The following is a 21,361-nucleotide window of genomic DNA, read 5'->3' as shown; positions in this document are numbered from 1 at the left end:
GACGGGTGCACCTCAGCAGCCGAACGCAACGCCCACGCCGTCGGGTGGCGGCGCCGGCTTCAGGCAGCCGAACGGCTCGATCCCGGCGCTGGCGAACCGGACCGCGGACTGATGGGCGTAGTTCACGCAGAACAGGCCCGCTTGATAGGAGCGGCAGCGGTAGTCCCCGATCGACAGCGTGTCCCCGTTGGCCAGCTCGGGTCCATTGCCGTAGACGAACGGGCCCGGGTCGGCGCGGGCGGACCCGACCTGCAGGTGGATGCCGTCAAAGTCGACCCAGCCGCCCTTCCATTCGCCGTAGGCCGTCTCGGGCCGGGGTGGTGGGTTCGCGAGTCGGACCAGGCAGGCCAGGGTGCCGCTAGTGTGCCTGGCATCCGTCATACAGGCCACCGTGCCCGACGAAGCGCTGAACGCGACGTCGTCGCCAAGCTGGGTGGTGACGCCGTCGCGGGTGGCGACGTGATAGGCGGCGGGATCAACCGGGTGACCCGCCTCAATCCAAGACACGATAGTGGTGATCGGCGCTCCTGCGGCCGGTGGTGTTGACGGCGCCGCCGACGGGGCGGGCGCCGGCGGGGCGATGGTCTGCGACTGCCCTACATCACCGCCGACCTCGCGCGAGCACCCCGCAATCAGCAACGACACTGCGACCAGCGCGGCGATCCGCATCCCGACAGGCTAGCCGCCCCGCCCCCATTCCTGCACTGCGCATGCCGCGTGGCCCTGGAGTCGGCTACCGTCGGGTCTATGCACGAGCGCACCGTGCGCGCCCGCACGGCCACCGGCATCGTTGAAGGCTTCACGCGCGACGGTGTGCACCGTTGGCGATCAATCCCTTACGCCAGGGCGCCGGTGGGCTCGCTGCGATTCCGGGCGCCGCAGCCAGCGCAGCCCTGGCCGGGCGTACGGCACTGCCACACGTTTGCCAACTGTGCTCCTCAGCAGCGCCGCTACACCGTGATGGGCATCGGCAGGTACCAGACCCGCAGCGAGGACTGTCTCACCCTCAACGTCGTCACACCCGAAGAGCCAGCCACCCAGCCGCTGCCGGTAATGGTGTTCATCCACGGTGGGGGCTACATCCTGGGCAGCTCGGCAACCCCGATATACGACGGCGCAGCGTTGGCACGCCGCGGCTGCGTGTACGTGTCGGTCAACTACCGGCTGGGCGCGTTGGGGTGTCTTGACCTGTCGTCCTTGTCGACACCGCAGATCACCCTCGACAGCAACGTGTACCTGCGCGACCTGGTGTTGGCGTTGCGTTGGGTCCACGACAACATCGCGGAGTTCGGCGGTGACCCAGGCAATGTCACCATTTTCGGCGAAAGCGCGGGCGCGCATATCACCGCCACACTGTTGGCGGTGCCAGCCGCCAAAGGCCTATTCGCCAGGGCGATCTCGGAAAGCCCAGCGGCGGGCATGGTGCGTTCGCGCGAGGTGGCCGCCGAGTTCGCGGCACGCTTTGCCAATCTGATCGGCGCGCGTACCCAGGATGCCGCCAATGCGTTGATGCAGGCGTCCCCCGCGCAGCTGGTGGAAGCCCAACACCACCTGATTCGCCAGGGAATGCGGAAAAGGCTGGGCGCCTTCCCGATTGGTCCGGTGTTCGGCGACGACTACCTGCCCATGGACCCCGTCGAGGCGATGCGGTCCGGCCGGGTGCACGCGGTTCCGCTGATCGTGGGAACCAACGCCGAAGAGGGTCGGTTGTTCACCCGCTTTCTGGGGATGCTGCCGACCAACGAACCGATGGTTGAAGAGCTACTGTCGGGCATGAAACCGGCCGATCGTGAACGCATTACCGCCGCCTACCCGAATTACCCTGCGCCCTCGGCGTGCATCCAGCTCGGTGGTGACTTCGCCTTTAGCTCGGCGGCCTGGCAGATCGCCGAGGCTCACGGCGCCAATGCGCCCACCTACCTATACCGATATGACTACGCGCCACGGACGCTGCGCTGGTCGGGTTTCGGCGCCACCCATGCCACCGAACTGTTTGCCGTCTTCGACATCTATCGCACCAGATTTGGCGCATTGCTGACCGCCGCCGCCGACCGCCGTGCCGCCCTTCGGGTCAGCAACGAGGTGCAACGCCGCTGGCGTTGTTTCAGCCAAATTGGTGTTCCGGGCGACGACTGGCCGGCTTACACCCAAGACGACCGTGCCGTCCTGGTTTTCGACCGCAGGTGCCGCATCGAGTTCGATCCGCATCAGCACCGCCGGATCGCATGGGACGGGTTTTCGCTGGCGAATTGAACCTTTTCTGTCAGTGGCCGGAGCGCCGCGACCTGGAAAGGCAACCCGAGAGATGTACGAAACCGTCGTTGTATCAACGGTGGTAATGCACTTCGCTTTCATCGCTTACGTCCTTGCCGGCGGTTTCCTTGCCCTGCGGTGGCGACGCACGATGTGGCTGCATGTTCCGGCGGTGATATGGGGGATCGGCATCGCCGCTAAGCGGGTCGACTGCCCGCTGACCTGGGTGGAGCGCTGGGCTCGCACCAAGGCCGCGATGACACCTCTGTCACCGGACGGATTTGTCGCTCACTACATCACCGGCGTGATCTATCCCGCCGGTTGGGTGGCCGCCGCTCAGCTGGTCATGTTCGCGATCGTCGCGGCGTCATGGACCCTATATCTGTGGCTGCCGCGTCGGTAGGCAAACTGCCCGGGCAGTCGCCCGAACGTATGGTGGACGTATGCGGGCGTTGATCATCGTCGACGTGCAGAACGACTTCTGCGAGGGTGGCTCGCTGGCGGTAACCGGTGGCGCCGCGCTGGCCCGCGCCATCAGCGACTACCTGGCCGAAGCGGCGGACTACCATCACGTCGTGGCAACCAAGGACTTCCACATCGACCCGGGTGACCACTTCTCCGGCACACCGGACTATTCCTCGTCGTGGCCACCGCATTGCGTCAGCGGTACTCCCGGCGCGGACTTCCATCCCAGTCTGGACACGTCGGCAATCGAGGCGGTGTTCTACAAGGGTGCCTACACCGGAGCGTACAGCGGCTTCGAAGGAGTCGACGAGAACGGCACGCCACTGCTGAATTGGCTGCGGCAACGCGGCGTCGATGAGGTCGATGTGGTCGGTATTGCCACCGATCATTGTGTGCGCCAGACGGCCGAGGACGCGGTACGCAATGGCTTGGCCACCAGGGTGCTGGTGGACCTGACAGCGGGTGTGTCGGCCGATACCACCGTCGCCGCGCTGGAGGAGATGCGCACCGCCAGCGTCGAGTTGGTTTGCAGCTCCTGATGGCACCGCCGAACCGGGATGAACTGTTGGCGGCGGTGGAGCGCTCGCCGCAAGCGGCCGCCGCGCACGACCGCGCCGGCTGGGTCGGGTTGTTCACCGGTGACGCGCGGGTCGAAGACCCGGTGGGTTCGCAGCCGCAGGTGGGGCATGAGGCCATCGGCCGCTTCTACGACACCTTCATCGGGCCGCGGGATATCACGTTCCATCGCGATCTGGATATCGTCTCCGGCACGGTGGTGCTGCGCGATCTCGAACTCGAGGTCGCGATGGACTCGGCTGTGACGGTGTTCATTCCCGCCTTCCTACGCTATGACCTACGACCGGTTACCGGCGAGTGGCAGATTGCCGCACTGCGGGCGTACTGGGAGTTGCCGGCGATGATGCTGCAGTTTCTGCGCACGGGATCGGGGGCCACAAGACCCGCCCTGCAACTGTCGCGAGCGCTGCTAGGCAATCAAGGGTTGGGCGGCACCGCAGGATTCCTGACCGGCTTTCGCCGGGCGGGCCGGCGGCACAAGAAGCTGGTGGAAACGTTCCTCAACGCCGCGTCCCGGGCAGACAAGTCCGCTGCGTATCACGCGTTATCACGCACTGCCACAATGACTTTAGGCGAGGATGAGCTACTCGACATTGTCGAGCTGTTCGAGCAGCTGCGCGGGGCTAGCTGGACCAAGGTGACCGGTGCCGGATCCACCGTCGCGGTGTCGCTCGCGTCGGACCACCGGCGCGGCATCATGTTCGCCGACGTGCCGTGGCGCGGCAACCGGATCAATCGGATTCGGTACTTCCCAGCCTGACGGTCGTTGTACCACAGGACCCAAAATCGGGAGCACGATGGTCAATAAGCCGTTCGAGCGGCGCAGTCTGTTACGGGGTGCGGGCGCGCTTACTGCGGCCTCGCTGGCTCCCTGGGCCGCTGGGTGTGCTGCCGATGACGATGACGCGTTGACTTTCTTTTTTGCAGCCAATCCGGACGAGCTCCGTCCCCGGATGCGCGTCGTCAACGAATTCCAGCGGCGCTATCCCGATATCAAGGTACGGGCCCTGTTGTCCGGACCCGGCGTCATGCAGCAGCTCGCAACGTTTTGCGCGGGTGGCAAGTGTCCGGATGTGCTGATGGCATGGGAACTGACCTATGCCGAACTGGCCGACCGGGGGGTGTTGCTTGACCTGAACACGCTATTGGCGCGCGACCAGGCTTTCGCCGCGGAGCTGAAATCGGACAGCATCGGGGCCCTGTATGAGACTTTCACGTTCAACGGAGGCCAGTACGCCTTTCCGGAGCAATGGTCCGGCAACTTCTTGTTCTACAACAAACAGCTATTCGACGACGCCGGCGTGCCACCGCCGCCCGGTAGCTGGGAACGGCCATGGAGCTTCGCCGAATTCCTGGATGCCGCCCAGGCGCTTACCAAGCAGGGCCGGTCGGGACGGGACAGGCAATGGGGCTTCGTCAACGCGTGGGTCTCGTTCTACGCTGCCGGGTTGTTCGCCATGAATAACGGTGTACCGTGGTCGGTTCCGCGGATGAATCCCACCCACCTCAATTTCGACCACGATGGGTTCCTCGAAGCGGTGCAGTTCTACGCCGACCTGACCAACAAGCACAAGGTGGCCCCCAGCGCTGCTGAGCAGCAGTCGATGTCGACGGCGGACCTGTTTTCTGTGGGCAAGGCCGGGATCGCGTTGGCCGGGCACTGGCGATATCAGACGTTCGACCGTGCCGACGGTCTGGACTTCGACGTCGCCCCACTGCCCATCGGTCCGCGCGGACGAGCCGCCTGTTCAGATATCGGTGTCACCGGGCTGGCCATTGCGGCGACCAGTCGACGCAAGGACCAGGCGTGGGAATTCGTAAAGTTCGCGACCGGCCCGGTGGGGCAGGCATTGATCGGCGAATCCCGCCTGTTCGTGCCGGTGCTGAGATCGGCGATCAACTCGCACGGATTCGCCAACGCCCACCGCAGGGTAGGCAATCTTGCCGTGCTCAGCGAGGGGCCGGCCTATTCGGAAGGCTTGCCGGTGACCCCGGCCTGGGAGAAGATCGCCGCCCTGATGGACCGCTACTTCGGACCCGTGCTGCGTGGATCCCGGCCGGCGACCTCGCTGACCGGGCTATCACAGGCCGTCGATGAAGTGCTGCGCAATCCATGACACGGCGCAGGGGGCGACGCGCGTGGGCGGGGCGTATGTTCGTCGCGCCGAACTTGGCTGCCGTTGTGGTGTTCATGCTGTTTCCGCTGGGATTCTCGCTGTACATGAGCTTTCAGAAGTGGGACTTGTTTACGCATGCGACGTTCGTGAGGTTGGACAATTTCAGAAACCTCTTCACTTCTGATCCGCTGTTTCTCATCGCCGTGGTCAACACCGCGGTTTACACCGTCGGCACCGTGGTACCGACCGTTATCGTCAGCCTCGTCGTCGCCGCCTTTCTAAACCGGAAAATCAAAGGCATCAGCCTCTTTCGGACGGTCGTCTTCTTGCCGTTGGCGATTTCCTCGGTGGTGATGGCGGTCGTCTGGCAGTTCGTCTTCAACACCGACAATGGCCTACTCAACATCATGCTCGGCTGGCTGGGAATCGGCCCCATCCCATGGCTAATCGAACCCCGATGGGCCATGGTCTCGCTTTGCCTGGTCAGCGTCTGGCGCAGTGTGCCCTTCGCCACGGTCGTCCTGCTGGCCGCGATGCAGGGGGTTCCGGAGACTGTGTACGAGGCGGCCAGGATCGATGGTGCCGGCGAGATTCGCCAGTTCGTGTCCATCACGGTACCGCTGATCCGGGGGGCATTGTCATTCGTGGTTGTCATATCGATCATCCACGCGTTCCAGGCGTTTGACCTTGTCTACGTCCTTACCGGTGCCAACGGTGGTCCCGAGACGGCTACCTATGTTTTGGGCATCATGCTGTTCCAGCACGCGTTTTCGTTCCTGGAATTCGGCTATGCGTCCGCGTTGGCGTGGGTGATGTTCGCCATCTTGCTGGTGTTGACCGTGCTGCAGTTGCGAATTACGCACCGGCGCTCCTGGGAGGCGTCCCGTGGGCTGGGCTGATCGAATAGTCCACCGCCACTTCATTCGTGGGCTTGCCCTGTACGCGGGACTGATCGGGATCGCTTGGTGCGCGCTGTTCCCTATCATCTGGGCGCTGTCGGGCTCCCTGAAGGCGGACGGCGAGGTGACCGAGCCGACGCTGTTCCCGTCGCATCCGCAATGGTCCAACTACCGCGAGGTGTTCGCGTTGATGCCGTTCTGGCGGATGTTCTTCAACACCGTGCTGTATGCCGGATGTGTCACCGCCGGGCAGGTCTTCTTCTGCTCGTTGGCCGGTTATGCCTTCGCGCGACTGCAGTTCCGGGGCCGCGATACGTTGTTCGTCTTGTACTTGAGCACTTTGATGGTGCCGTTGACGGTGACCGTCATCCCACAGGTCATTCTCATGCGGATCGTGGGGTGGGTGGATACGCCGTGGGCGATGATCGTGCCGGGATTGTTCGGTAGCGCGTTCGGTACCTACCTGATGCGGCAGTTCTTCCGCACGCTGCCGACCGATCTCGAGGAAGCCGCGATTCTCGACGGTTGCTCGCCGTGGCAGATCTACTGGCGGATTCTGCTGCCGCATTCACGTCCCGCGGTGCTGGTGCTGGGTGTGCTCACCTGGGTCAACGTGTGGAACGACTTTCTGTGGCCGCTGCTGATGATCCAGCGAAACAGCCTGGCGACGCTCACCCTTGGCCTGGTCCGATTGCGGGGCGAATACGTCGCCCGGTGGCCGGTGCTGATGGCGGCGTCGATGCTGATGCTGGTGCCGTTGGTCATCCTTTATGCGGTCGCACAACGTTCCTTTGTCCGTGGTATCGCGGTGACTGGGCTCGGCGGGTAACCATGGCTTCGGTGAGTTTTGAGCAGGCAACCCGGCGCTATCCCGGCACGGACCGACCGGCCCTGGATCGGCTCGACCTGATCGTCGGCGATGGCGAGTTCGTTGTCCTGGTGGGGCCGTCCGGATGTGGCAAGACGACGTCGTTACGGATGGTGGCTGGCTTGGAGACGCTGGACTGTGGGCGTATCCGGATCGGCGAGCGCGACGTCACCGAGGTCGATCCCAAGGATCGTGATGTCGCCATGGTGTTCCAGAACTACGCCCTCTACCCGCACATGACGGTGGCGCAGAACATGGGCTTCGCGTTGAAGGTCGCCAAGATCGGCAAGGCCGAGATCCGCGAGCGGGTGCTTGCCGCAGCGAAATTGCTTGATCTGCAATCTTATCTGGATCGCAAGCCGAAAGATCTCTCCGGCGGCCAACGGCAACGGGTGGCGATGGGTCGTGCGATCGTGCGGCGCCCACAGGTATTCCTGATGGACGAACCGCTGTCCAATCTTGACGCCAAACTTCGCGGGCAAACCCGCAATCAGATCGCCGCGTTACAACGGCAACTGGGTACGACCACCGTGTATGTCACTCACGACCAGGTCGAGGCCATGACGATGGGTGACCGCGTCGCGGTGCTGTCTGACGGTGTGCTGCAACAGTGTGCTTCGCCTCGAGAGCTCTACCGCAACCCGGGCAACGTGTTCGTCGCGGGGTTCATCGGTTCCCCGGCGATGAACCTGTTCAGGCTTTCCATCGCCGATTCCACGGTGTCACTGGGTGATTGGCAGATCCTGCTGCCGCGTGCGGTCGTCGGTACGGCAGCCGAGGTCATTATCGGTGTTCGCCCCGAACATTTGGAGCTGGGCGGCGCCGGCATCGAGATGGACGTCGACATGGTCGAAGAACTTGGAGCGGACGCCTACTTGTATGGCCGAATCGTGTCGGGCGGCTGCGAAATGGACCAGTCAATCGTCGCTCGAGTGGACGGCCGCGGCCCGCCCGAGCGGGGTAGTCGCGTGCGGCTATGTCCCACACCGGGACACCTGCACTTCTTCGCCGTCGACGGGCGTCGGATTCCGGGCTAACGTGGCGCTGGTGAGCACAGCACGCGTCGACCTGGTGTGTGAAGGCGGCGGGGTCCGGGGGATAGGGTTGGTTGGAGCGGTGGACGCGCTGGCCGATGCCGGTTACCGATTTCCCAGGGTGGCGGGCAGCAGCGCGGGTGCGATCGTCGCGTCGCTGGTCGCGGCCCTACAAACGGCCGGTGAGCCGGTGACGCGGCTTGCCGAGATGATGCGCAGCATCGACTACCCGAAGTTCCTCGACCGCAATCTGATAGGACACGTGCCGTTGATCGGCGGGGGACTTTCTCTGCTGTTGTCGGACGGCGTTTACCGCGGGGCCTATCTGGAACAGCTGCTCGGCGGTTTGCTCGCTGACCTAGGCGTGCACACCTTTGGCGACTTGCGCACCGGCGAGGCACCCGAACAGTTCGCCTGGTCGCTGGTGGTCACCGCCAGCGACCTATCCCGTCGCCGACTCGTTCGCATCCCGTGGGACCTGGACTCCTACGGCATCCACCCGGACGACTTCTCGGTGGCGCGTGCGGTGCACGCCTCATCGGCGATCCCGTTTGTGTTCGAGCCTGTTCGGGTGCGCGGCGCTACCTGGGTCGACGGTGGCTTGCTGTCGAACTTTCCGGTGGCGCTGTTCGACCGAACCGACGCTGAACCGCGATGGCCCACGTTCGGGATCAGGTTGTCAGCGCGTCCGGGCATTCCACCTACCCGGCCGGTCCAAGGGCCAGTGTCGTTGGGCATCGCGGCGATCGAAACACTGGTGAGCAATCAGGACAACGCCTACATCGACGATCCGTGTACCGTTCGGCGCACCATCTTCGTGCCCGCCCACGACGTGAGTCCGATCGACTTCGACATCACCGCCGAACAACGCGAGGCTCTTTACCAACGCGGATTTCAGGCGGGTCAAAAGTTCTTGGCGAACTGGAATTACGCCGATTGTCTGGCTGACTGCGGCGGCCCGTTCACGCCGTCGCTGTAGCTGTCGTTAACCGAGTCGTCCGGCTAGCGTGGGCTTTCCGGGGCCGGAGAGGTCGCTGACCGCCGCTGGCCTGCCGGCCATTGCCATGAGCAAGGCTTCGCCGGGCCCGGTTACTTCGGGCCCGGTGCCGATTGTCCAGTCGAGGTCGGTGGCTCGCAGTCGCAGCCCTTTGATGCGTGGCCGAGCTCGCAGCCTGGGGTTCTTCGGCATCAGCCGCAACACGCGGTCAAGTCGCTGCGCGGGGATGGTGCGGGGCTGACCGAGCGGGCGGCGGATATCCTGGTGGTGGATCATGCCATCGACGAGGGCGATCATTCCGCCGAAACCCGCTGTCAGCCCACGCGGTTGGAGATGCCGGCCGACATAGTCGGCCAACTCCTGTGGGCTGAGCCCAGCGAATTCGTCGACACCCACCTCATTGGCCCGGACGATCCGGCCTTTGGCAAAGCGCTTGAGCAACCCGAAAACGCCGAGATCTTCGTAGCTGATCATATGTGCGACAACTTCTTTGACGCTCCACCCGGCGCACAGGCTGGGTGTTTCCCATTGCTGCAGTGTGAGGGTAGTCAGAAACGCCGCTAGTTCGGCCCGCTCGGCGCGGGCCATGTCCATCATGGACTTCTCGGTATCGTCGTCTGCCGCGATCATGGCTGCACCTGGATGCAGAGCAGGTCGGTATAGCGGCGTAGGTATAACGGCCATCCGGCCTCGCTGTCAACGCCGTCGGCGACCGACTCCCAGCCCGGACCGTGTCGGTCGAGATGGCGATGTTCGAGGTCGACGCGTGTCGTCTCGGCGGACTGCGCGGTGAAGCGGACTTCGACCTCACTGGTCTTGGCCAGATCGGTTTCCGGCCGCCAAGTCGGGCCGATATCCCACGTGAATAGCACCCGGCTGGGCGGTTCATAGACCAGCACGCGCGCCCATTTGCACACGCTTCCGTCAACACCGCGATCGTAGATATGGCCTCCCGCATGGCATTCGAATACCGTCTCGGTGATCGGGATAGCAAGCAGATTGTGCTCGCGAGGCTTGAAGTCGCCGAACCGCGTGGTGAACACGGCGAACGCACGCTCGATCGGGGCGTTGACGACAACGTGGTGGTGGATGGCATCGGTTCGCGGGCGTGTCATGTGTCGTCTCCTTCGGAGTCGATGAGCTGCGCGTAGCCAGTCAGGGCGCGTGTCCAGAACCGGTCGAGGTCGGTGCGCAATGCCGCAAGGCCTGTCGGGTCGAGCTGGTAGACGCGGCGTGTTCCCGCGGGGCGGTCGCACACCAGCCTGGCGGTCTTGAGCACTTTGAGGTGCTGTGACACCGCGGGTCGGCTGACGGGCAGGTCGCGGGCCAACTCGCCGACGGCCAGCGGGCCGTGCGCCAGCCGCTCCACGATGGCCCGGCGAGTGCCGTCCGCCAGCGCCTGCCAAGCGCGATCCGGTGATCTGTAAGTGGACACGAACCGTAAGTTTAGACTTACGGATATTCTTCCGCAAGGGTGCGCGGGTGGTGTGACACGTGATCCGGGCATCCCGTCACCCATGGCGTTGGAGCCGAGTATCGGTTGGCGACGTTGGCCCGCCGGAAAGTCGACTGGTACAAGCATTTTCCGAGAACCCATGCGGCGCGTCGCGGCGATGACCGGCAGAGAGGCTCCCTAGTATTGCGGCGTGCTGGATCGCTATGGAACCGACGTGCTTGCCGCAGGCGGGCGGCGCCGGCCCCGCTCGGTTGAGCACCCGGTCGAGCTCGGCATGGTCGTCGAAGACGCCGAGACCGGCTACGTCGGTGCGGTGGTCCGAGTCGAATATGGCCGCATCGACTTGGAAGACCGCTACGGGAAGACCCGCGGGTTTCCGCTGGGCCCCGGGTATCTACTCGACGGCCTGCCGGTGATCCTCACCGCGCCGCGGTGCGCAGCGGCTGCCGGCCCGAGGCGAACGGCATCCGGCTCGGTCGCGGTGCCGGGCGCGCGTGCCCGGGTGGCCCGGGCCAGCCGGATCTATGTCGAGGGCCGACACGACGCTGAACTCATCGCGGCGGTATGGGGAGCGGACCTGCGAATCGAAGGTGTCGTCGTCGAACATCTCGGTGGCGTCGACGACCTGGTGGAGATCGTCGCCAAGTTCCGGCCCGGCCCGCGGCGTCGGCTCGGCGTTCTCGTTGACCATTTGGTCGCGGGGTCGAAAGAGGCGCGCATCGCCGAGGTGGTGCGCCGCGGACCGGGCGGCTCCGACACTTTGGTCGTCGGGCACCCCTACGTCGACATTTGGCAGGCGGTCAAGCCACAACGAGTTGGGCTGGCCGCCTGGCCGAGGGTGCCGCGGCACATCGAGTGGAAGCACGGCGTGTGCGATGCGCTCGGCTGGCCGCACGCCGACCAGGCCGACATCGCCGCGGCGTGGCGGCGCATCCGTTCGCAAGTACGCGACTGGACCGACCTAGAGCCGGCGTTGATCGGCCGGGTGGAAGAACTGATCGACTTCGTCACTCAGCCGGCCGGGGACGAATAGCCGCGGAAGATGTCTGCCCAACCGCGCGACACCGTCGCCATCGCCGGATCCGCTCATCGACACATCATCCGCCCGATTCAGCTGCGGTGCTTAGACGCGGTCCCGGCGGCGCCCGCTACCGGTGATCCTTAGCCCGAACGTGAAACACTTCATCGATTGGTCGCCGAGGCGTTGCCGGTGGCGGCTCTTCCATCTCCGGGGCCAGACCGACGCGAACCAAGGCTTGCGGAGTTGCGGGCTGCCCAATCAGCGCTGCGACCAGGTCTCGGCTGGCGTGCAGTTCGGTGATGTGGGTCAGCGTGCAGGTGGCAAGCCCAGCCATGGTGGCGTCAAGCAATACGGCGGAAAGCATCTCGCCGCAGCGCAGTAGGCTGGCGCGTTCGTTGTCGTAGGTGGAGAGCACCAGGACCTTAGAGCGGTCGTGGCCAAACTCCGGGCGCCTATCGGTGTTGGCGACGACCGGGAAGTCGCGTCCGAAGGTGACCCGGTCACTTTCGGCCGCCGATACCAATGAACTGTGCGGTATGCCCTCAGAAGTCTCAAAAGCCCCTGTCCACCAAAAGAGTTCGGCATGATACGACGAATCGTAGAGCCGCAGCGATTCGGTGAGTTTGGACGCCGCCGCCAGTTCGGGACGCATATCGTCGGCGATGACGTCGATGCGCACCGTGTCGGCGGTGACGGTCGTGCGCAACTGCGACTCCACCAAGTCCCAATCCGGCGGCTCGGCGAAAGGCAGCCGGTCGGTACGGCGCAGTAGGATCGCATCCGCCCTTAGACGGTGGCCCTCGGTGACGAAATCGGCCGGGCTGAAGTCAATTGACGCCAGATGCAAAGGATCGTTGGGGTTGGGAAACCGTTCCACATTGGCGGTGGTACCCGCGGCCGCCATCGCCACCCGAAAGTGGTCGAGTACGGCGCCGCACCCCAGCAGCGCTTCCCGGCCGGAGTGGTCGGTCGCGTAAAGCACCCGATCCTTGTCGAGGAACAGCGCAACCGTGTGGTCCTCGGCTATCCAGCGCCAGGGCTGGCTGTTGTGGAGCGACGGTGCGCGGCAGGCCAACTGCACCGCGCTCTTGATGACATCGGTGGTCACCATGGTGTCCGGCATGATCAACCTCCGCTGTTCGATATCACCCCGATCTTTCTGAACGGCGGTTGGCAGACAACAGGGTCAATGGTCCCCAAGTGGATCACCGACGGGCGCGGACAAATGGCCCGCGCTTCGGGGACTTCTGTCCCTAGCCCTGGCCACGATGGGCTGGTCGGATCAAAGGCATCCGTTTCCATCGATTAGGAGGCATCAAATGGCCACCACCCTTCCCGTTCAGCGCCACCCGCGGTCCCTCTTCCCCGAGTTTTCTGAGCTGTTCGCGGCCTTCCCGTCATTCGCCGGACTCCGGCCCACCTTCGACACCCGGTTGATGCGGCTGGAAGACGAGATGAAAGAGGGGCGCTACGAGGTACGCGCGGAGCTTCCCGGGGTCGACCCCGACAAGGACGTCGACATTATGGTCCGCGATGGTCAGCTGACCATCAAGGCCGAGCGCACCGAGCAGAAGGACTTCGACGGTCGCTCGGAATTCGCGTACGGTTCCTTCGTTCGCACGGTGTCGCTGCCGGTAGGTGCTGACGAGGACGACATTAAGGCCACCTACGACAAGGGCATTCTTACTGTGTCGGTGGCGGTTTCGGAAGGGAAGCCAACCGAAAAGCACATTCAGATCCGGTCCACCAACTGACCACTGGGTCCGTGCTGATGACCGCAGCGGCTGATGTCACCCGGCGCTCGCCGCGGCGCGTGTTCCGTGACCGCCGCGAGGCCGGCCGGGTGCTGGCGGAATTACTCGCCGCCTATCGGGACCAGCCGGACGTGATTGTGCTCGGCTTGGCCCGGGGTGGCCTCCCGGTCGCATGGGAGGTTGCCGCGGCACTGCATGCCCCGCTAGACGCCTTCGTCGTGCGCAAACTTGGTGCCCCGGGGCATGACGAGTTCGCCGTTGGTGCACTGGCCAGCGGCGGCCGCGTCGTGGTCAATGACGACGTCGTGCGGGGCCTGCGGATCACACCGCAGCAACTGCGCGACATCGCCGAACGTGAGGGTCGGGAACTGCTTCGGCGCGAGTCCGCCTACCGCGGCGAGCGCCCGCCCACCGATATCACCGGCAAGACGGTCATTGTCGTCGATGACGGTTTGGCCACCGGCGCAAGCATGTTCGCGGCGGTACAGGCATTGCGCGATGCGCAACCAGCGCAGATCGTGATTGCCGTGCCGGCGGCGCCGGAGTCCACGTGCCGGGAGTTCGCCGGCCTCGTCGACGACGTTGTGTGCGCGACCATGCCGACCCCGTTCCTGGCCGTCGGTGAGTCGTTTTGGGACTTCCGGCAGGTCACCGACGAGGAGGTCCGCCGGCTCCTGGCCACCCCGACCGCTGGGCCGTCGCTGCGCCGGCCCGCGGCGTCAACGGCGGCCGATGTTCTGCGCAGAGTCGCGATCGACGCCCCCGGGGGTGTTCCGACGCACGAGGTGTTGGCGGAGCTGGTCGGCGATGCACGAATCGTGTTGATCGGCGAAAGCTCGCACGGCACACACGAGTTCTACCAGGCCCGGGCCGCCATGACACAGTGGCTGATCGAGGAGAAGGGCTTTGGTGCGGTAGCCGCCGAGGCGGACTGGCCCGACGCCTACCGGGTCAATCGGTACGTTCGCGGCCTCGGCGAGGACACCAACGCTGACGAGGCGCTTAGCGGATTCGAGCGGTTTCCCGCCTGGATGTGGCGCAACACCGTGGTCCGAGATTTTGTGGAATGGCTGCGCACACGCAACCAGCGCTACGAGTCGGGCGCGCTGCGGCAAGCCGGCTTCTACGGTCTGGATCTTTACAGCCTGCATCGGTCGATCCAAGAGGTGATCAGCTATCTCGACAAGGTCGACCCGCGTGCGGCGGCACGGGCGCGGGCCCGGTATGCGTGCTTCGACCATGCCTGCGCCGATGACGGTCAGGCGTACGGATTCGCGGCCGCATTCGGCGCCGGTCCGTCGTGCGAACGTGAAGCCGTCGAGCAACTGGTCGACGTTCAGCGCAATGCCCTGGCGTATGCGCGCCAAGACGGGCTGCTTGCCGAGGACGAACTGTTCTACGCCCAGCAAAACGCGCAGACGGTGCGCGACGCAGAGGTGTATTACCGGGCCATGTTCAGTGGACGCGTTACCTCGTGGAACCTGCGCGACCAGCACATGGCGCAGACCCTTGGCAGTTTGCTGACGCATTTGGACCGACACCTCGATGCGCCGCCGGCGCGAATAGTGGTGTGGGCTCATAACTCCCACGTGGGTGACGCACGCGCTACCGAGGTGTGGGCCGACGGGCAGCTCACCCTCGGCCAGATAGTCCGTGAGCGATACGGTGACGAGTCGCGCAGCATCGGATTCAGCACGTACACGGGCACCGTCACCGCGGCCAGCGAATGGGGTGGTATCGCCCAACGCAAAGCGGTTCGGCCGGCACTGCACGGCAGTGTCGAGGAGCTCTTCCACCAGACTGCAGACAGTTTCCTGGTGTCAGCGCGGCTAAGCCGCGACGCCGAAGCCCCGCTGGACGTTGTCCGGTTGGGACGTGCCATCGGCGTCGTTTATCTACCGGCAACGGAACGGCAAAGTCACTACTTGCACGTGCGGCCCGCCGACCAGTTCGACGCCATGATCCACATCGATCAGACCCGTGCCCTGGAACCTCTCGAGGTGACGAGCCGGTGGATCGCCGGCGAGAACCCGGAAACCTACCCGACCGGTCTGTAGCGCAGAGTCCACGACGATGACGGAGCCAGCGGCGTGGGACGAAGGCAAGCCGCGAATCATCACTTTGACCATGAACCCCGCCTTGGACATCACGACGAGCGTCGACGTGGTGCGCCCGACCGAGAAAATGCGTTGTGGCGCACCTCGCTACGATCCCGGCGGCGGCGGTATCAATGTCGCCCGCATTGTGCATGTCCTCGGCGGTTGCTCGACAGCACTGTTCCCGGCCGGCGGGTCGACCGGGAGCCTGCTGATGGCGCTGCTCGGTGATGCGGGAGTGCCATTTCGCGTCATTCCGATCGCGGCCTCGACGCGGGAGAGCTTCACGGTCAACGAGTCCAGGACCGCCAAGCAGTATCGTTTCGTGCTTCCGGGGCCGTCGCTGACCGTCGCGGAGCAGGAGCAATGCCTCGACGAACTGCGCGGTGCGGCGGCTTCGGCCGCCTTTGTGGTGGCCAGTGGCAGCCTGCCGCCAGGTGTGGCTGCCGACTACTATCAGCGGGTTGCCGACATCTGCCGCCGATCGAGCACTCCGCTGATCCTGGATACATCTGGTGGCGGGTTGCAGCACATTTCGTCCGGGGTGTTTCTTCTCAAGGCGAGCGTGCGGGAACTGCGCGAGTGCGTCGGATCCGAACTGCTGACCGAGCCCGAACAACTGGCCGCCGCACACGAACTCATTGACCGTGGGCGCGCCGAGGTCGTGGTGGTCTCGCTTGGATCTCAGGGCGCGCTATTGGCCACACGACATGCGAGCCATCGATTTTCGTCGATTCCGATGACCGCGGTTAGCGGTGTCGGCGCCGGCGACGCGATGGTGGCCGCGATTACCGTGGGCCTCAGCCGTGGCTGGTCGCTCATCAAGTCCGTTCGCTTGGGAAACGCGGCAGGTGCAGCCATGCTGCTGACGCCAGGCACCGCGGCCTGCAATCGCGACGATGTGGAGAGGTTCTTCGAGCTGGCGGCCGAACCCACCGAAGTCGGGCAGGATCAATACGTTTGGCACCCGATCGTTAACCCGGAAGCCTCGCCATGAACCAATCACACAAACCCCCATCGATCGTCGTCGGTATTGATGGCTCGAAGCCGGCCGTGCAAGCCGCACTGTGGGCGGTCGACGAGGCAGCCAGCCGTGACATCCCGCTGCGTCTGCTGTACGCGATCGAACCCGACGATCCCGGGTACGCCGCACACGGCGCGGCGGCTCGCAAACTCGCCGCCGCCGAGAACGCGGTGCGCTACGCGTTCACAGCGGTCGAGGCGGCGGACCGGCCGGTCAAGGTCGAGGTGGAGATCACCCAGGAGCGGCCGGTCACCTCGTTGATCCGCGCTTCGGCGGCTGCTGCCCTGGTGTGCGTTGGCGCTATCGGCGTGCACCACTTCCGACCGGAGCGGGTGGGATCTACCGCAGCGGCCCTGGCGTTATCGGCGCAGTGCCCAGTGGCGATCGTGCGACCCCACCGGGTCCCCATCGGACGCGACGCCGCATGGATCGTCGTCGAGGCGGACGGGTCGTCCGATATCGGTGTTTTGCTGGGGGCGGTGATGGCCGAAGCACGGCTGCGCGACTCGCCGGTTCGGGTGGTCACCTGCCGGCAATCCGGAGTGGGCGATACCGGGGACGACGTCCGTGCCAGCCTGGACCGCTGGCTTGCCCGTTGGCAACCACGGTATCCCGATGTGCGGGTGCAATCGGCGGCAGTGCACGGCGAGCTGCTGGATTATCTGGCTGGGCTGGGTCGATCGGTACACATGGTGGTGCTCAGCGCGAGCGACCAGGAGCATGTGGAGCAACTTGTGGGAGCGCCGGGCAACGCCGTGTTGCAGGAGGCCGGCTGCACCCTGCTGGTCGTCGGTCAGCAGTATCTGTGACTGTGCCGCTGGGTAGCCAGACCAGTTGGTTGAGCGCAGCTCCGGTGTCAACATAGCTATGTGACACACCCTGACAGGGCGAACGTTAACCCTGGCAGCCCGCCATTGCGCGAGACACTGTCGCAGCTTCGGTTGCGAGAGCTGCTGCTGGAAGTCCAAGACCGGATTGAACAGATCGTCGAAGGCCGCGACCGGCTGGATGGTCTGATCGACGCCATCTTGGCGATCACATCGGGACTCAAGCTCGACGCCACCCTGCGCGCCATTGTGCATACCGCCGCCGAGTTGGTGGATGCCCGCTACGGGGCGCTCGGGGTGCGCGGTTACGACCATAGATTGGTCGAATTCGTCTACGAGGGGATCGACGAAGAGACCCGGCACCTCATCGGCTCATTGCCGGAGGGGCGAGGTGTTCTCGGCGCGCTGATCGAGGAGCCAAAGCCGATCCGGCTGGACGATATCTCGCGGCATCCCGCATCGGTTGGATTTCCGCTGCACCATCCGCCGATGCGGACCTTCCTCGGGGTTCCAGTGCGCATCCGCGACGAGGTGTTCGGCAATCTTTACTTGACCGAGAAGGCAGATGGCCAGCCGTTCAGCGATGACGACGAGGTGCTGGTGCAGGCGCTGGCCGCCGCGGCCGGGATTGCCGTTGACAATGCCCGTCTCTTCGAGGAATCACGGACCCGGGAAGCGTGGATCGAGGCAACCCGCGACATCGGAACGCAGATGCTGGCCGGTGCGGACCCGGCCATGGTGTTTCGGCTCATCGCCGAGGAAGCGTTGACGTTGATGGCTGGGGCAGCCACCTTGGTGGCGGTGCCGCTCGACGACGAAGCGCCGGCTTGCGAGGTCGACGACCTGGTCATCGTAGAGGTGGCCGGAGAGATCTCCCCGGCGGTCAAGCAAATGACGGTTGCCGTCAGCGGAACGTCGATCGGGGGAGTCTTTCACGACCGTACGCCCCGCCGGTTCGACCGGCTTGACCTCGCGGTCGACGGCCCGGTGGAGCCCGGGCCCGCCCTGGTGCTGCCGCTGCGTGCCGCCGACACTGTTGCCGGTGTGCTGGTCGCACTTCGCAGTGCCGATGAACAGCCGTTCAGCGACAAACAGCTCGATATGATGGCCGCCTTCGCTGACCAGGCTGCGCTCGCCTGGCGGCTGGCGACCGCGCAGCGACAGATGCGAGAAGTGGAGATCCTGACCGATCGCGACCGGATCGCACGTGATCTGCATGACCACGTCATCCAGCGGCTCTTCGCAGTCGGGCTCACCCTGCAGGGTGCCGCTCCGCGAGCACGTGTCCCCGCCGTCCGGGAATCCATCTACAGCAGCATCGACGATCTCCAGGAAATCATTCAGGAGATTCGATCTGCGATCTTCGACCTACACGCCGGGCCCTCCCGGGCGACGGGTCTGCGCCACCGACTGGACAAGGTCATCGACCAACTCGCGATCCCCGCGCTGCACACCACGGTCCAGTACACGGGCCCGCTGTCCGTTGTCGACACCGTCCTGGCCAACCACGCCGAAGCGGTTCTGCGGGAGGCGGTTAGCAACGCTGTCCGGCACGCGAACGCGACCAGCCTGGCCATCAACGTCAGCGTCGAGGATGATGTGCGGGTCGAGGTCGTCGACGACGGTGTCGGCATCTCCGGCGACATCACCGAAAGCGGCCTGCGCAATCTCCGCCAGCGTGCCGACGACGCGGGCGGCGAATTCACAGTCGAGAACATGCCGACCGGAGGCACCTTGCTGCGGTGGTCTGCACCGCTGCGCTGATGGATTGATGGACTGTGTTCCGACCGCAAGGAGCGTGAAATGTCTGCTGCGACAGCGAAATACGGAATACTCGTTGGCGTCGACGGATCAGCGCAATCCAACGCGGCGGTAGCCTGGGCCGCCCGTGAGGCCGTCATGCGCCAGCTGCCCATCACCCTGCTGCACATTGTTGCCCCTGTGGTTGTCGGCTGGCCGGTGGGCCAGCTGTACGCGAATATGACTGAGTGGCAAAAGGACAACGCACAGCAGGTCATTGAGCAGGCCCGCGAGGCGCTCACCAACAGCTTGGGTGAGTCCAAACCGCCGCAGGTGCATACCGAGTTGGTCTTTTCCAATGTTGTGCCGACGCTTATCGATGCATCCCAACAGGCTTGGTTGATGGTCGTCGGCAGCCAGGGGATGGGCGCATTGGGTCGACTGCTGCTCGGCTCGATCAGCACCGCGTTGCTCCACCATGCGCGGTGTCCAGTGGCCATCATTCATTCCGGTAATGGCGCGACTCCCGACTCCGATGCACCGGTGTTGGTGGGCATCGACGGATCGCCAGCCTCTGAGGCGGCAACGGCCCTAGCCTTCGACGAAGCCTCCCGCCGAAGGGTGGACCTGGTGGCGTTGCACGCCTGGACCGATCTGGGGATGTTTCCGGTTCTGGGGATGGATTGGCGAGAGCGCGAGAAGAGAGAGGCTGAGGTCCTCGCTGAACGCCTCGCCGGCTGGCAAGAGCAGTATCCGGATGTCCGCGTGCACCGATCGCTGGTGTGCGACAAGCCCGCTCGGTGGCTGCTCGAGCATTCTGAGCAAGCTCAGCTGGTGGTGGTCGGCAGCCATGGGCGCGGGGGGTTTTCCGGCATGCTGTTGGGTTCGGTGAGTTCCGCGGTAGCCCATTCGGTGAGAATCCCGGTGATCGTCGTCCGTCCCAGCTAGTACTGGAACCGGCGAGAGCATCCGCTATTATCTGCGTATGAATGCAGATAAAAGAGCTTGCTTGGTGGTCGAACGCGGCCGATCTGGCCTGCTGTCACAAAGGGCCTGCGCCCGATGACCCACGACCACGCTCATTCACGAGGTGTGCCGGCGATGATCAAGGAGATCTTCGCGCCGCACTCCCACGACGCCGCCGACAGCGTCGACGACACCCTGGAATCCACTGCGGCAGGGATCCGTACGGTCAAGATCAGCTTGTTGGTTCTCGGGTTGACCGCGCTCATCCAGATTGTGATCGTGGTGATGTCGGGGTCGGTTGCGCTGGCCGCCGACACCATCCACAACTTCGCTGATGCGTTGACCGCGGTGCCGTTGTGGATCGCGTTCGCGTTGGGCGCCAAGCCCGCCACTCGCCGATATACCTACGGATTCGGTCGCGTCGAGGACCTGGCCGGGTCGTTCGTGGTCGCGATGATCACGATGTCGGCCATCATCGCCGGTTACGAAGCCATCGCCCGCCTGATCCACCCGCAGCAGATCGAGCATGTCGGCTGGGTCGCCCTGGCCGGGCTGGTCGGATTCATCGGCAACGAGTGGGTTGCCCTCTACCGCATCAGGGTTGGGCACCGCATCGGCTCGGCCGCCCTGATCGCCGACGGACTACACGCTCGAACCGACGGATTCACCTCGCTGGCCGTGCTGTGCTCGGCCGGCGGTGTCGCACTTGGGTTCCCACTGGCCGACCCCATCGTCGGCCTGCTCATCACGGCGGCGATTCTGGCCGTGCTACGAACTGCCGCGCGAGATGTGTTCCGCCGCCTGCTCGACGGCGTCGACCCAGCGATGGTCGATGCCGCCGAACAAGCCCTGGCGGCCCGGCCCGGCGTGCAGGCGGTACGCAGCGTGCGGATGCGCTGGATCGGACACCGCTTGCACGCCGATGCCGAACTCGACGTCGACCCCGCCCTGGACCTCGCGCAAGCTCACCGCATCGCCCACGACGCCGAACACGAACTCACCCACACCGTTCCCAAGCTGACCACCGCCCTCATCCACGCCTATCCGGCTGAACATGGCTCGTCGATCCCAGATCGTGGCCGCACCGTAGAGTGACTCGGGCTTACGGCGGCCATCGGTATCGGGCCCGTCGTAACCGGCCAGGGGCTCGGTGACCGTCATCTCCCGCAGGGCACGCCTAGACGGCGGCCGACGCTGCCCAGGCGTAGAAGGTTCTCCGGGTGATCTGCAGCCCTGCCCACACAGCACGCGACAGATCGCAGCGACCT

The 21,361-nt window shown here is 64.9% G+C and carries 22 protein-coding genes; 17 read left to right on the top strand and 5 right to left on the bottom strand.

What is annotated here, in order from left to right; all coding sequences use genetic code 11:
- Positions 1 to 12: 12 nt before the first annotated feature.
- A complete protein-coding gene (gene lppI, locus Rv2046) occupies positions 13 to 669 on the bottom strand; it encodes a lipoprotein LppI (RefSeq protein ID NP_216562.1) in 657 nt (218 codons plus the stop codon).
- Between the two features lie 48 nt (positions 670 to 717).
- Between lppI and lipT the strand changes: the two genes are divergently transcribed.
- The 9 genes from lipT to Rv2037c all read left to right on the top strand — a co-directional run bounded on the left by lipT (position 718) and on the right by Rv2037c (position 9,191).
- Entirely contained in the window at positions 718 to 2,253 is a 1,536-nt protein-coding gene (gene lipT, locus Rv2045c) for a carboxylesterase LipT (protein NP_216561.1), read from the top strand.
- An 85-nt stretch (positions 2,254 to 2,338) separates the two neighbouring features.
- Positions 2,339 to 2,656 carry a hypothetical protein gene (locus tag Rv2044c; RefSeq protein NP_216560.1) on the top strand — a complete coding sequence of 106 codons (318 nt, stop codon included), beginning with the start codon at positions 2,339 to 2,341 and terminating at the stop codon, positions 2,654 to 2,656.
- 40 nt (positions 2,657 to 2,696) lie between these two features.
- Positions 2,697 to 3,257, top strand: a complete 561-nt coding sequence (pncA, locus tag Rv2043c) for a pyrazinamidase/nicotinamidase PncA (RefSeq protein NP_216559.1) — start codon at positions 2,697 to 2,699, stop codon at positions 3,255 to 3,257.
- Complete coding sequence (locus Rv2042c; RefSeq protein NP_216558.1) at positions 3,257 to 4,054, top strand: hypothetical protein; 798 nt, start codon at positions 3,257 to 3,259, stop codon at positions 4,052 to 4,054. Before pncA ends, Rv2042c begins: the two co-directional genes overlap by 1 nt.
- A 37-nt stretch (positions 4,055 to 4,091) precedes the next feature.
- Positions 4,092 to 5,411, top strand: coding sequence for a sugar ABC transporter substrate-binding lipoprotein (locus Rv2041c; RefSeq protein ID NP_216557.1), 1,320 nt, complete (start codon positions 4,092 to 4,094; stop codon positions 5,409 to 5,411).
- Positions 5,408 to 6,310, top strand: coding sequence for a sugar ABC transporter permease (locus Rv2040c; RefSeq protein ID NP_216556.1), 903 nt, complete (start codon positions 5,408 to 5,410; stop codon positions 6,308 to 6,310). Before Rv2041c ends, Rv2040c begins: the two co-directional genes overlap by 4 nt.
- The gene (locus tag Rv2039c) at positions 6,297 to 7,139 is read left to right on the top strand and encodes a sugar ABC transporter permease (protein NP_216555.1); all 843 of its coding nucleotides are present in this window, start codon (positions 6,297 to 6,299) and stop codon (positions 7,137 to 7,139) included. The genes Rv2040c and Rv2039c overlap by 14 nt, the downstream gene beginning before the upstream one ends.
- A 2-nt stretch (positions 7,140 to 7,141) precedes the next feature.
- Positions 7,142 to 8,215 (top strand): sugar ABC transporter ATP-binding protein, encoded by a 1,074-nt coding sequence (locus Rv2038c; protein ID NP_216554.1) that lies wholly within the window; start codon positions 7,142 to 7,144, stop codon positions 8,213 to 8,215.
- Position 8,216: 1 nt separating this feature from the next.
- Positions 8,217 to 9,191: a transmembrane protein gene (locus Rv2037c; protein ID NP_216553.1), complete on the top strand. Its 975-nt coding sequence runs from the start codon at positions 8,217 to 8,219 to the stop codon at positions 9,189 to 9,191.
- Between the two features lie 6 nt (positions 9,192 to 9,197).
- On the opposite strand, the gene Rv2036 is transcribed toward Rv2037c, so the two are convergent.
- Genes Rv2036 through Rv2034 form a run of 3 tightly spaced genes read right to left on the bottom strand, consistent with a single transcriptional unit; the run spans position 9,198 to position 10,644 of the window.
- Entirely contained in the window at positions 9,198 to 9,839 is a 642-nt protein-coding gene (locus tag Rv2036) for a hypothetical protein (protein NP_216552.1), read from the bottom strand.
- Positions 9,836 to 10,324, bottom strand: coding sequence for a hypothetical protein (locus Rv2035; protein ID NP_216551.1), 489 nt, complete (start codon positions 10,322 to 10,324; stop codon positions 9,836 to 9,838). The genes Rv2036 and Rv2035 overlap by 4 nt, the downstream gene beginning before the upstream one ends.
- The gene (locus Rv2034; RefSeq protein NP_216550.1) at positions 10,321 to 10,644 is read right to left on the bottom strand and encodes an ArsR family HTH-type transcriptional repressor; all 324 of its coding nucleotides are present in this window, start codon (positions 10,642 to 10,644) and stop codon (positions 10,321 to 10,323) included. The genes Rv2035 and Rv2034 overlap by 4 nt, the downstream gene beginning before the upstream one ends.
- Before the next feature lie 211 nt (positions 10,645 to 10,855).
- Between Rv2034 and Rv2033c the strand changes: the two genes are divergently transcribed.
- Positions 10,856 to 11,698, top strand: coding sequence for a hypothetical protein (locus tag Rv2033c; RefSeq protein ID NP_216549.1), 843 nt, complete (start codon positions 10,856 to 10,858; stop codon positions 11,696 to 11,698).
- Between the two features lie 115 nt (positions 11,699 to 11,813).
- Here the strand turns inward: Rv2033c and acg are convergent, their stop codons facing one another.
- A complete protein-coding gene (gene acg / locus Rv2032) occupies positions 11,814 to 12,809 on the bottom strand; it encodes an NAD(P)H nitroreductase (protein NP_216548.1) in 996 nt (331 codons plus the stop codon).
- A 196-nt stretch (positions 12,810 to 13,005) separates the two neighbouring features.
- Between acg and hspX the strand changes: the two genes are divergently transcribed.
- From hspX to Rv2025c, 7 genes are all read left to right on the top strand, one after another.
- Positions 13,006 to 13,440, top strand: coding sequence for an alpha-crystallin (gene hspX, locus Rv2031c; RefSeq protein ID NP_216547.1), 435 nt, complete (start codon positions 13,006 to 13,008; stop codon positions 13,438 to 13,440).
- A gap of 11 nt (positions 13,441 to 13,451) precedes the next feature.
- Positions 13,452 to 15,497 (top strand): hypothetical protein, encoded by a 2,046-nt coding sequence (locus Rv2030c; RefSeq protein ID NP_216546.1) that lies wholly within the window; start codon positions 13,452 to 13,454, stop codon positions 15,495 to 15,497.
- A gap of 16 nt (positions 15,498 to 15,513) precedes the next feature.
- A complete protein-coding gene (pfkB, locus tag Rv2029c) occupies positions 15,514 to 16,533 on the top strand; it encodes a 6-phosphofructokinase PfkB (RefSeq protein NP_216545.1) in 1,020 nt (339 codons plus the stop codon).
- Positions 16,530 to 17,369: a universal stress protein gene (locus Rv2028c; RefSeq protein NP_216544.1), complete on the top strand. Its 840-nt coding sequence runs from the start codon at positions 16,530 to 16,532 to the stop codon at positions 17,367 to 17,369. The genes pfkB and Rv2028c overlap by 4 nt, the downstream gene beginning before the upstream one ends.
- Positions 17,370 to 17,429: 60 nt before the next feature.
- The gene (gene dosT, locus Rv2027c; protein NP_216543.1) at positions 17,430 to 19,151 is read left to right on the top strand and encodes a two component sensor histidine kinase DosT; all 1,722 of its coding nucleotides are present in this window, start codon (positions 17,430 to 17,432) and stop codon (positions 19,149 to 19,151) included.
- 39 nt (positions 19,152 to 19,190) lie between these two features.
- Complete coding sequence (locus Rv2026c) at positions 19,191 to 20,075, top strand: universal stress protein (protein NP_216542.1); 885 nt, start codon at positions 19,191 to 19,193, stop codon at positions 20,073 to 20,075.
- Between the two features lie 114 nt (positions 20,076 to 20,189).
- The gene (locus Rv2025c; protein NP_216541.1) at positions 20,190 to 21,188 is read left to right on the top strand and encodes a cation efflux system protein; all 999 of its coding nucleotides are present in this window, start codon (positions 20,190 to 20,192) and stop codon (positions 21,186 to 21,188) included.
- The last annotated feature ends 173 nt before the right edge of the window (positions 21,189 to 21,361 follow it).

Origin of the sequence: Mycobacterium tuberculosis H37Rv (genome assembly GCF_000195955.2) — a bacterium.
Classification (GTDB): domain Bacteria; phylum Actinomycetota; class Actinomycetes; order Mycobacteriales; family Mycobacteriaceae; genus Mycobacterium; species Mycobacterium tuberculosis.
The sequence above is the reverse complement of the archived record's forward strand: the minus strand, read 5'-3'. Positions and strand labels throughout refer to the sequence as shown.

Coding starts and splice junctions, on each gene's coding strand:
- Rv2040c (NP_216556.1), top strand. CDS start 5,408: ATGACACGGCGCAGGGGGCGACGCGCGTGGGCGGGGCGTATGTTCGTC.
- Rv2044c (NP_216560.1), top strand. CDS start 2,339: ATGCACTTCGCTTTCATCGCTTACGTCCTTGCCGGCGGTTTCCTTGCC.
- hspX (NP_216547.1), top strand. CDS start 13,006: ATGGCCACCACCCTTCCCGTTCAGCGCCACCCGCGGTCCCTCTTCCCC.
- acg (NP_216548.1), bottom strand. CDS start 12,809: ATGCCGGACACCATGGTGACCACCGATGTCATCAAGAGCGCGGTGCAG.
- pfkB (NP_216545.1), top strand. CDS start 15,514: ATGACGGAGCCAGCGGCGTGGGACGAAGGCAAGCCGCGAATCATCACT.
- Rv2025c (NP_216541.1), top strand. CDS start 20,190: ATGACCCACGACCACGCTCATTCACGAGGTGTGCCGGCGATGATCAAG.
- Rv2042c (NP_216558.1), top strand. CDS start 3,257: ATGGCACCGCCGAACCGGGATGAACTGTTGGCGGCGGTGGAGCGCTCG.
- Rv2028c (NP_216544.1), top strand. CDS start 16,530: ATGAACCAATCACACAAACCCCCATCGATCGTCGTCGGTATTGATGGC.
- Rv2041c (NP_216557.1), top strand. CDS start 4,092: ATGGTCAATAAGCCGTTCGAGCGGCGCAGTCTGTTACGGGGTGCGGGC.
- Rv2038c (NP_216554.1), top strand. CDS start 7,142: ATGGCTTCGGTGAGTTTTGAGCAGGCAACCCGGCGCTATCCCGGCACG.
- pncA (NP_216559.1), top strand. CDS start 2,697: ATGCGGGCGTTGATCATCGTCGACGTGCAGAACGACTTCTGCGAGGGT.
- Rv2036 (NP_216552.1), bottom strand. CDS start 9,839: ATGATCGCGGCAGACGACGATACCGAGAAGTCCATGATGGACATGGCC.
- lppI (NP_216562.1), bottom strand. CDS start 669: ATGCGGATCGCCGCGCTGGTCGCAGTGTCGTTGCTGATTGCGGGGTGC.
- Rv2035 (NP_216551.1), bottom strand. CDS start 10,324: ATGACACGCCCGCGAACCGATGCCATCCACCACCACGTTGTCGTCAAC.
- Rv2026c (NP_216542.1), top strand. CDS start 19,191: ATGTCTGCTGCGACAGCGAAATACGGAATACTCGTTGGCGTCGACGGA.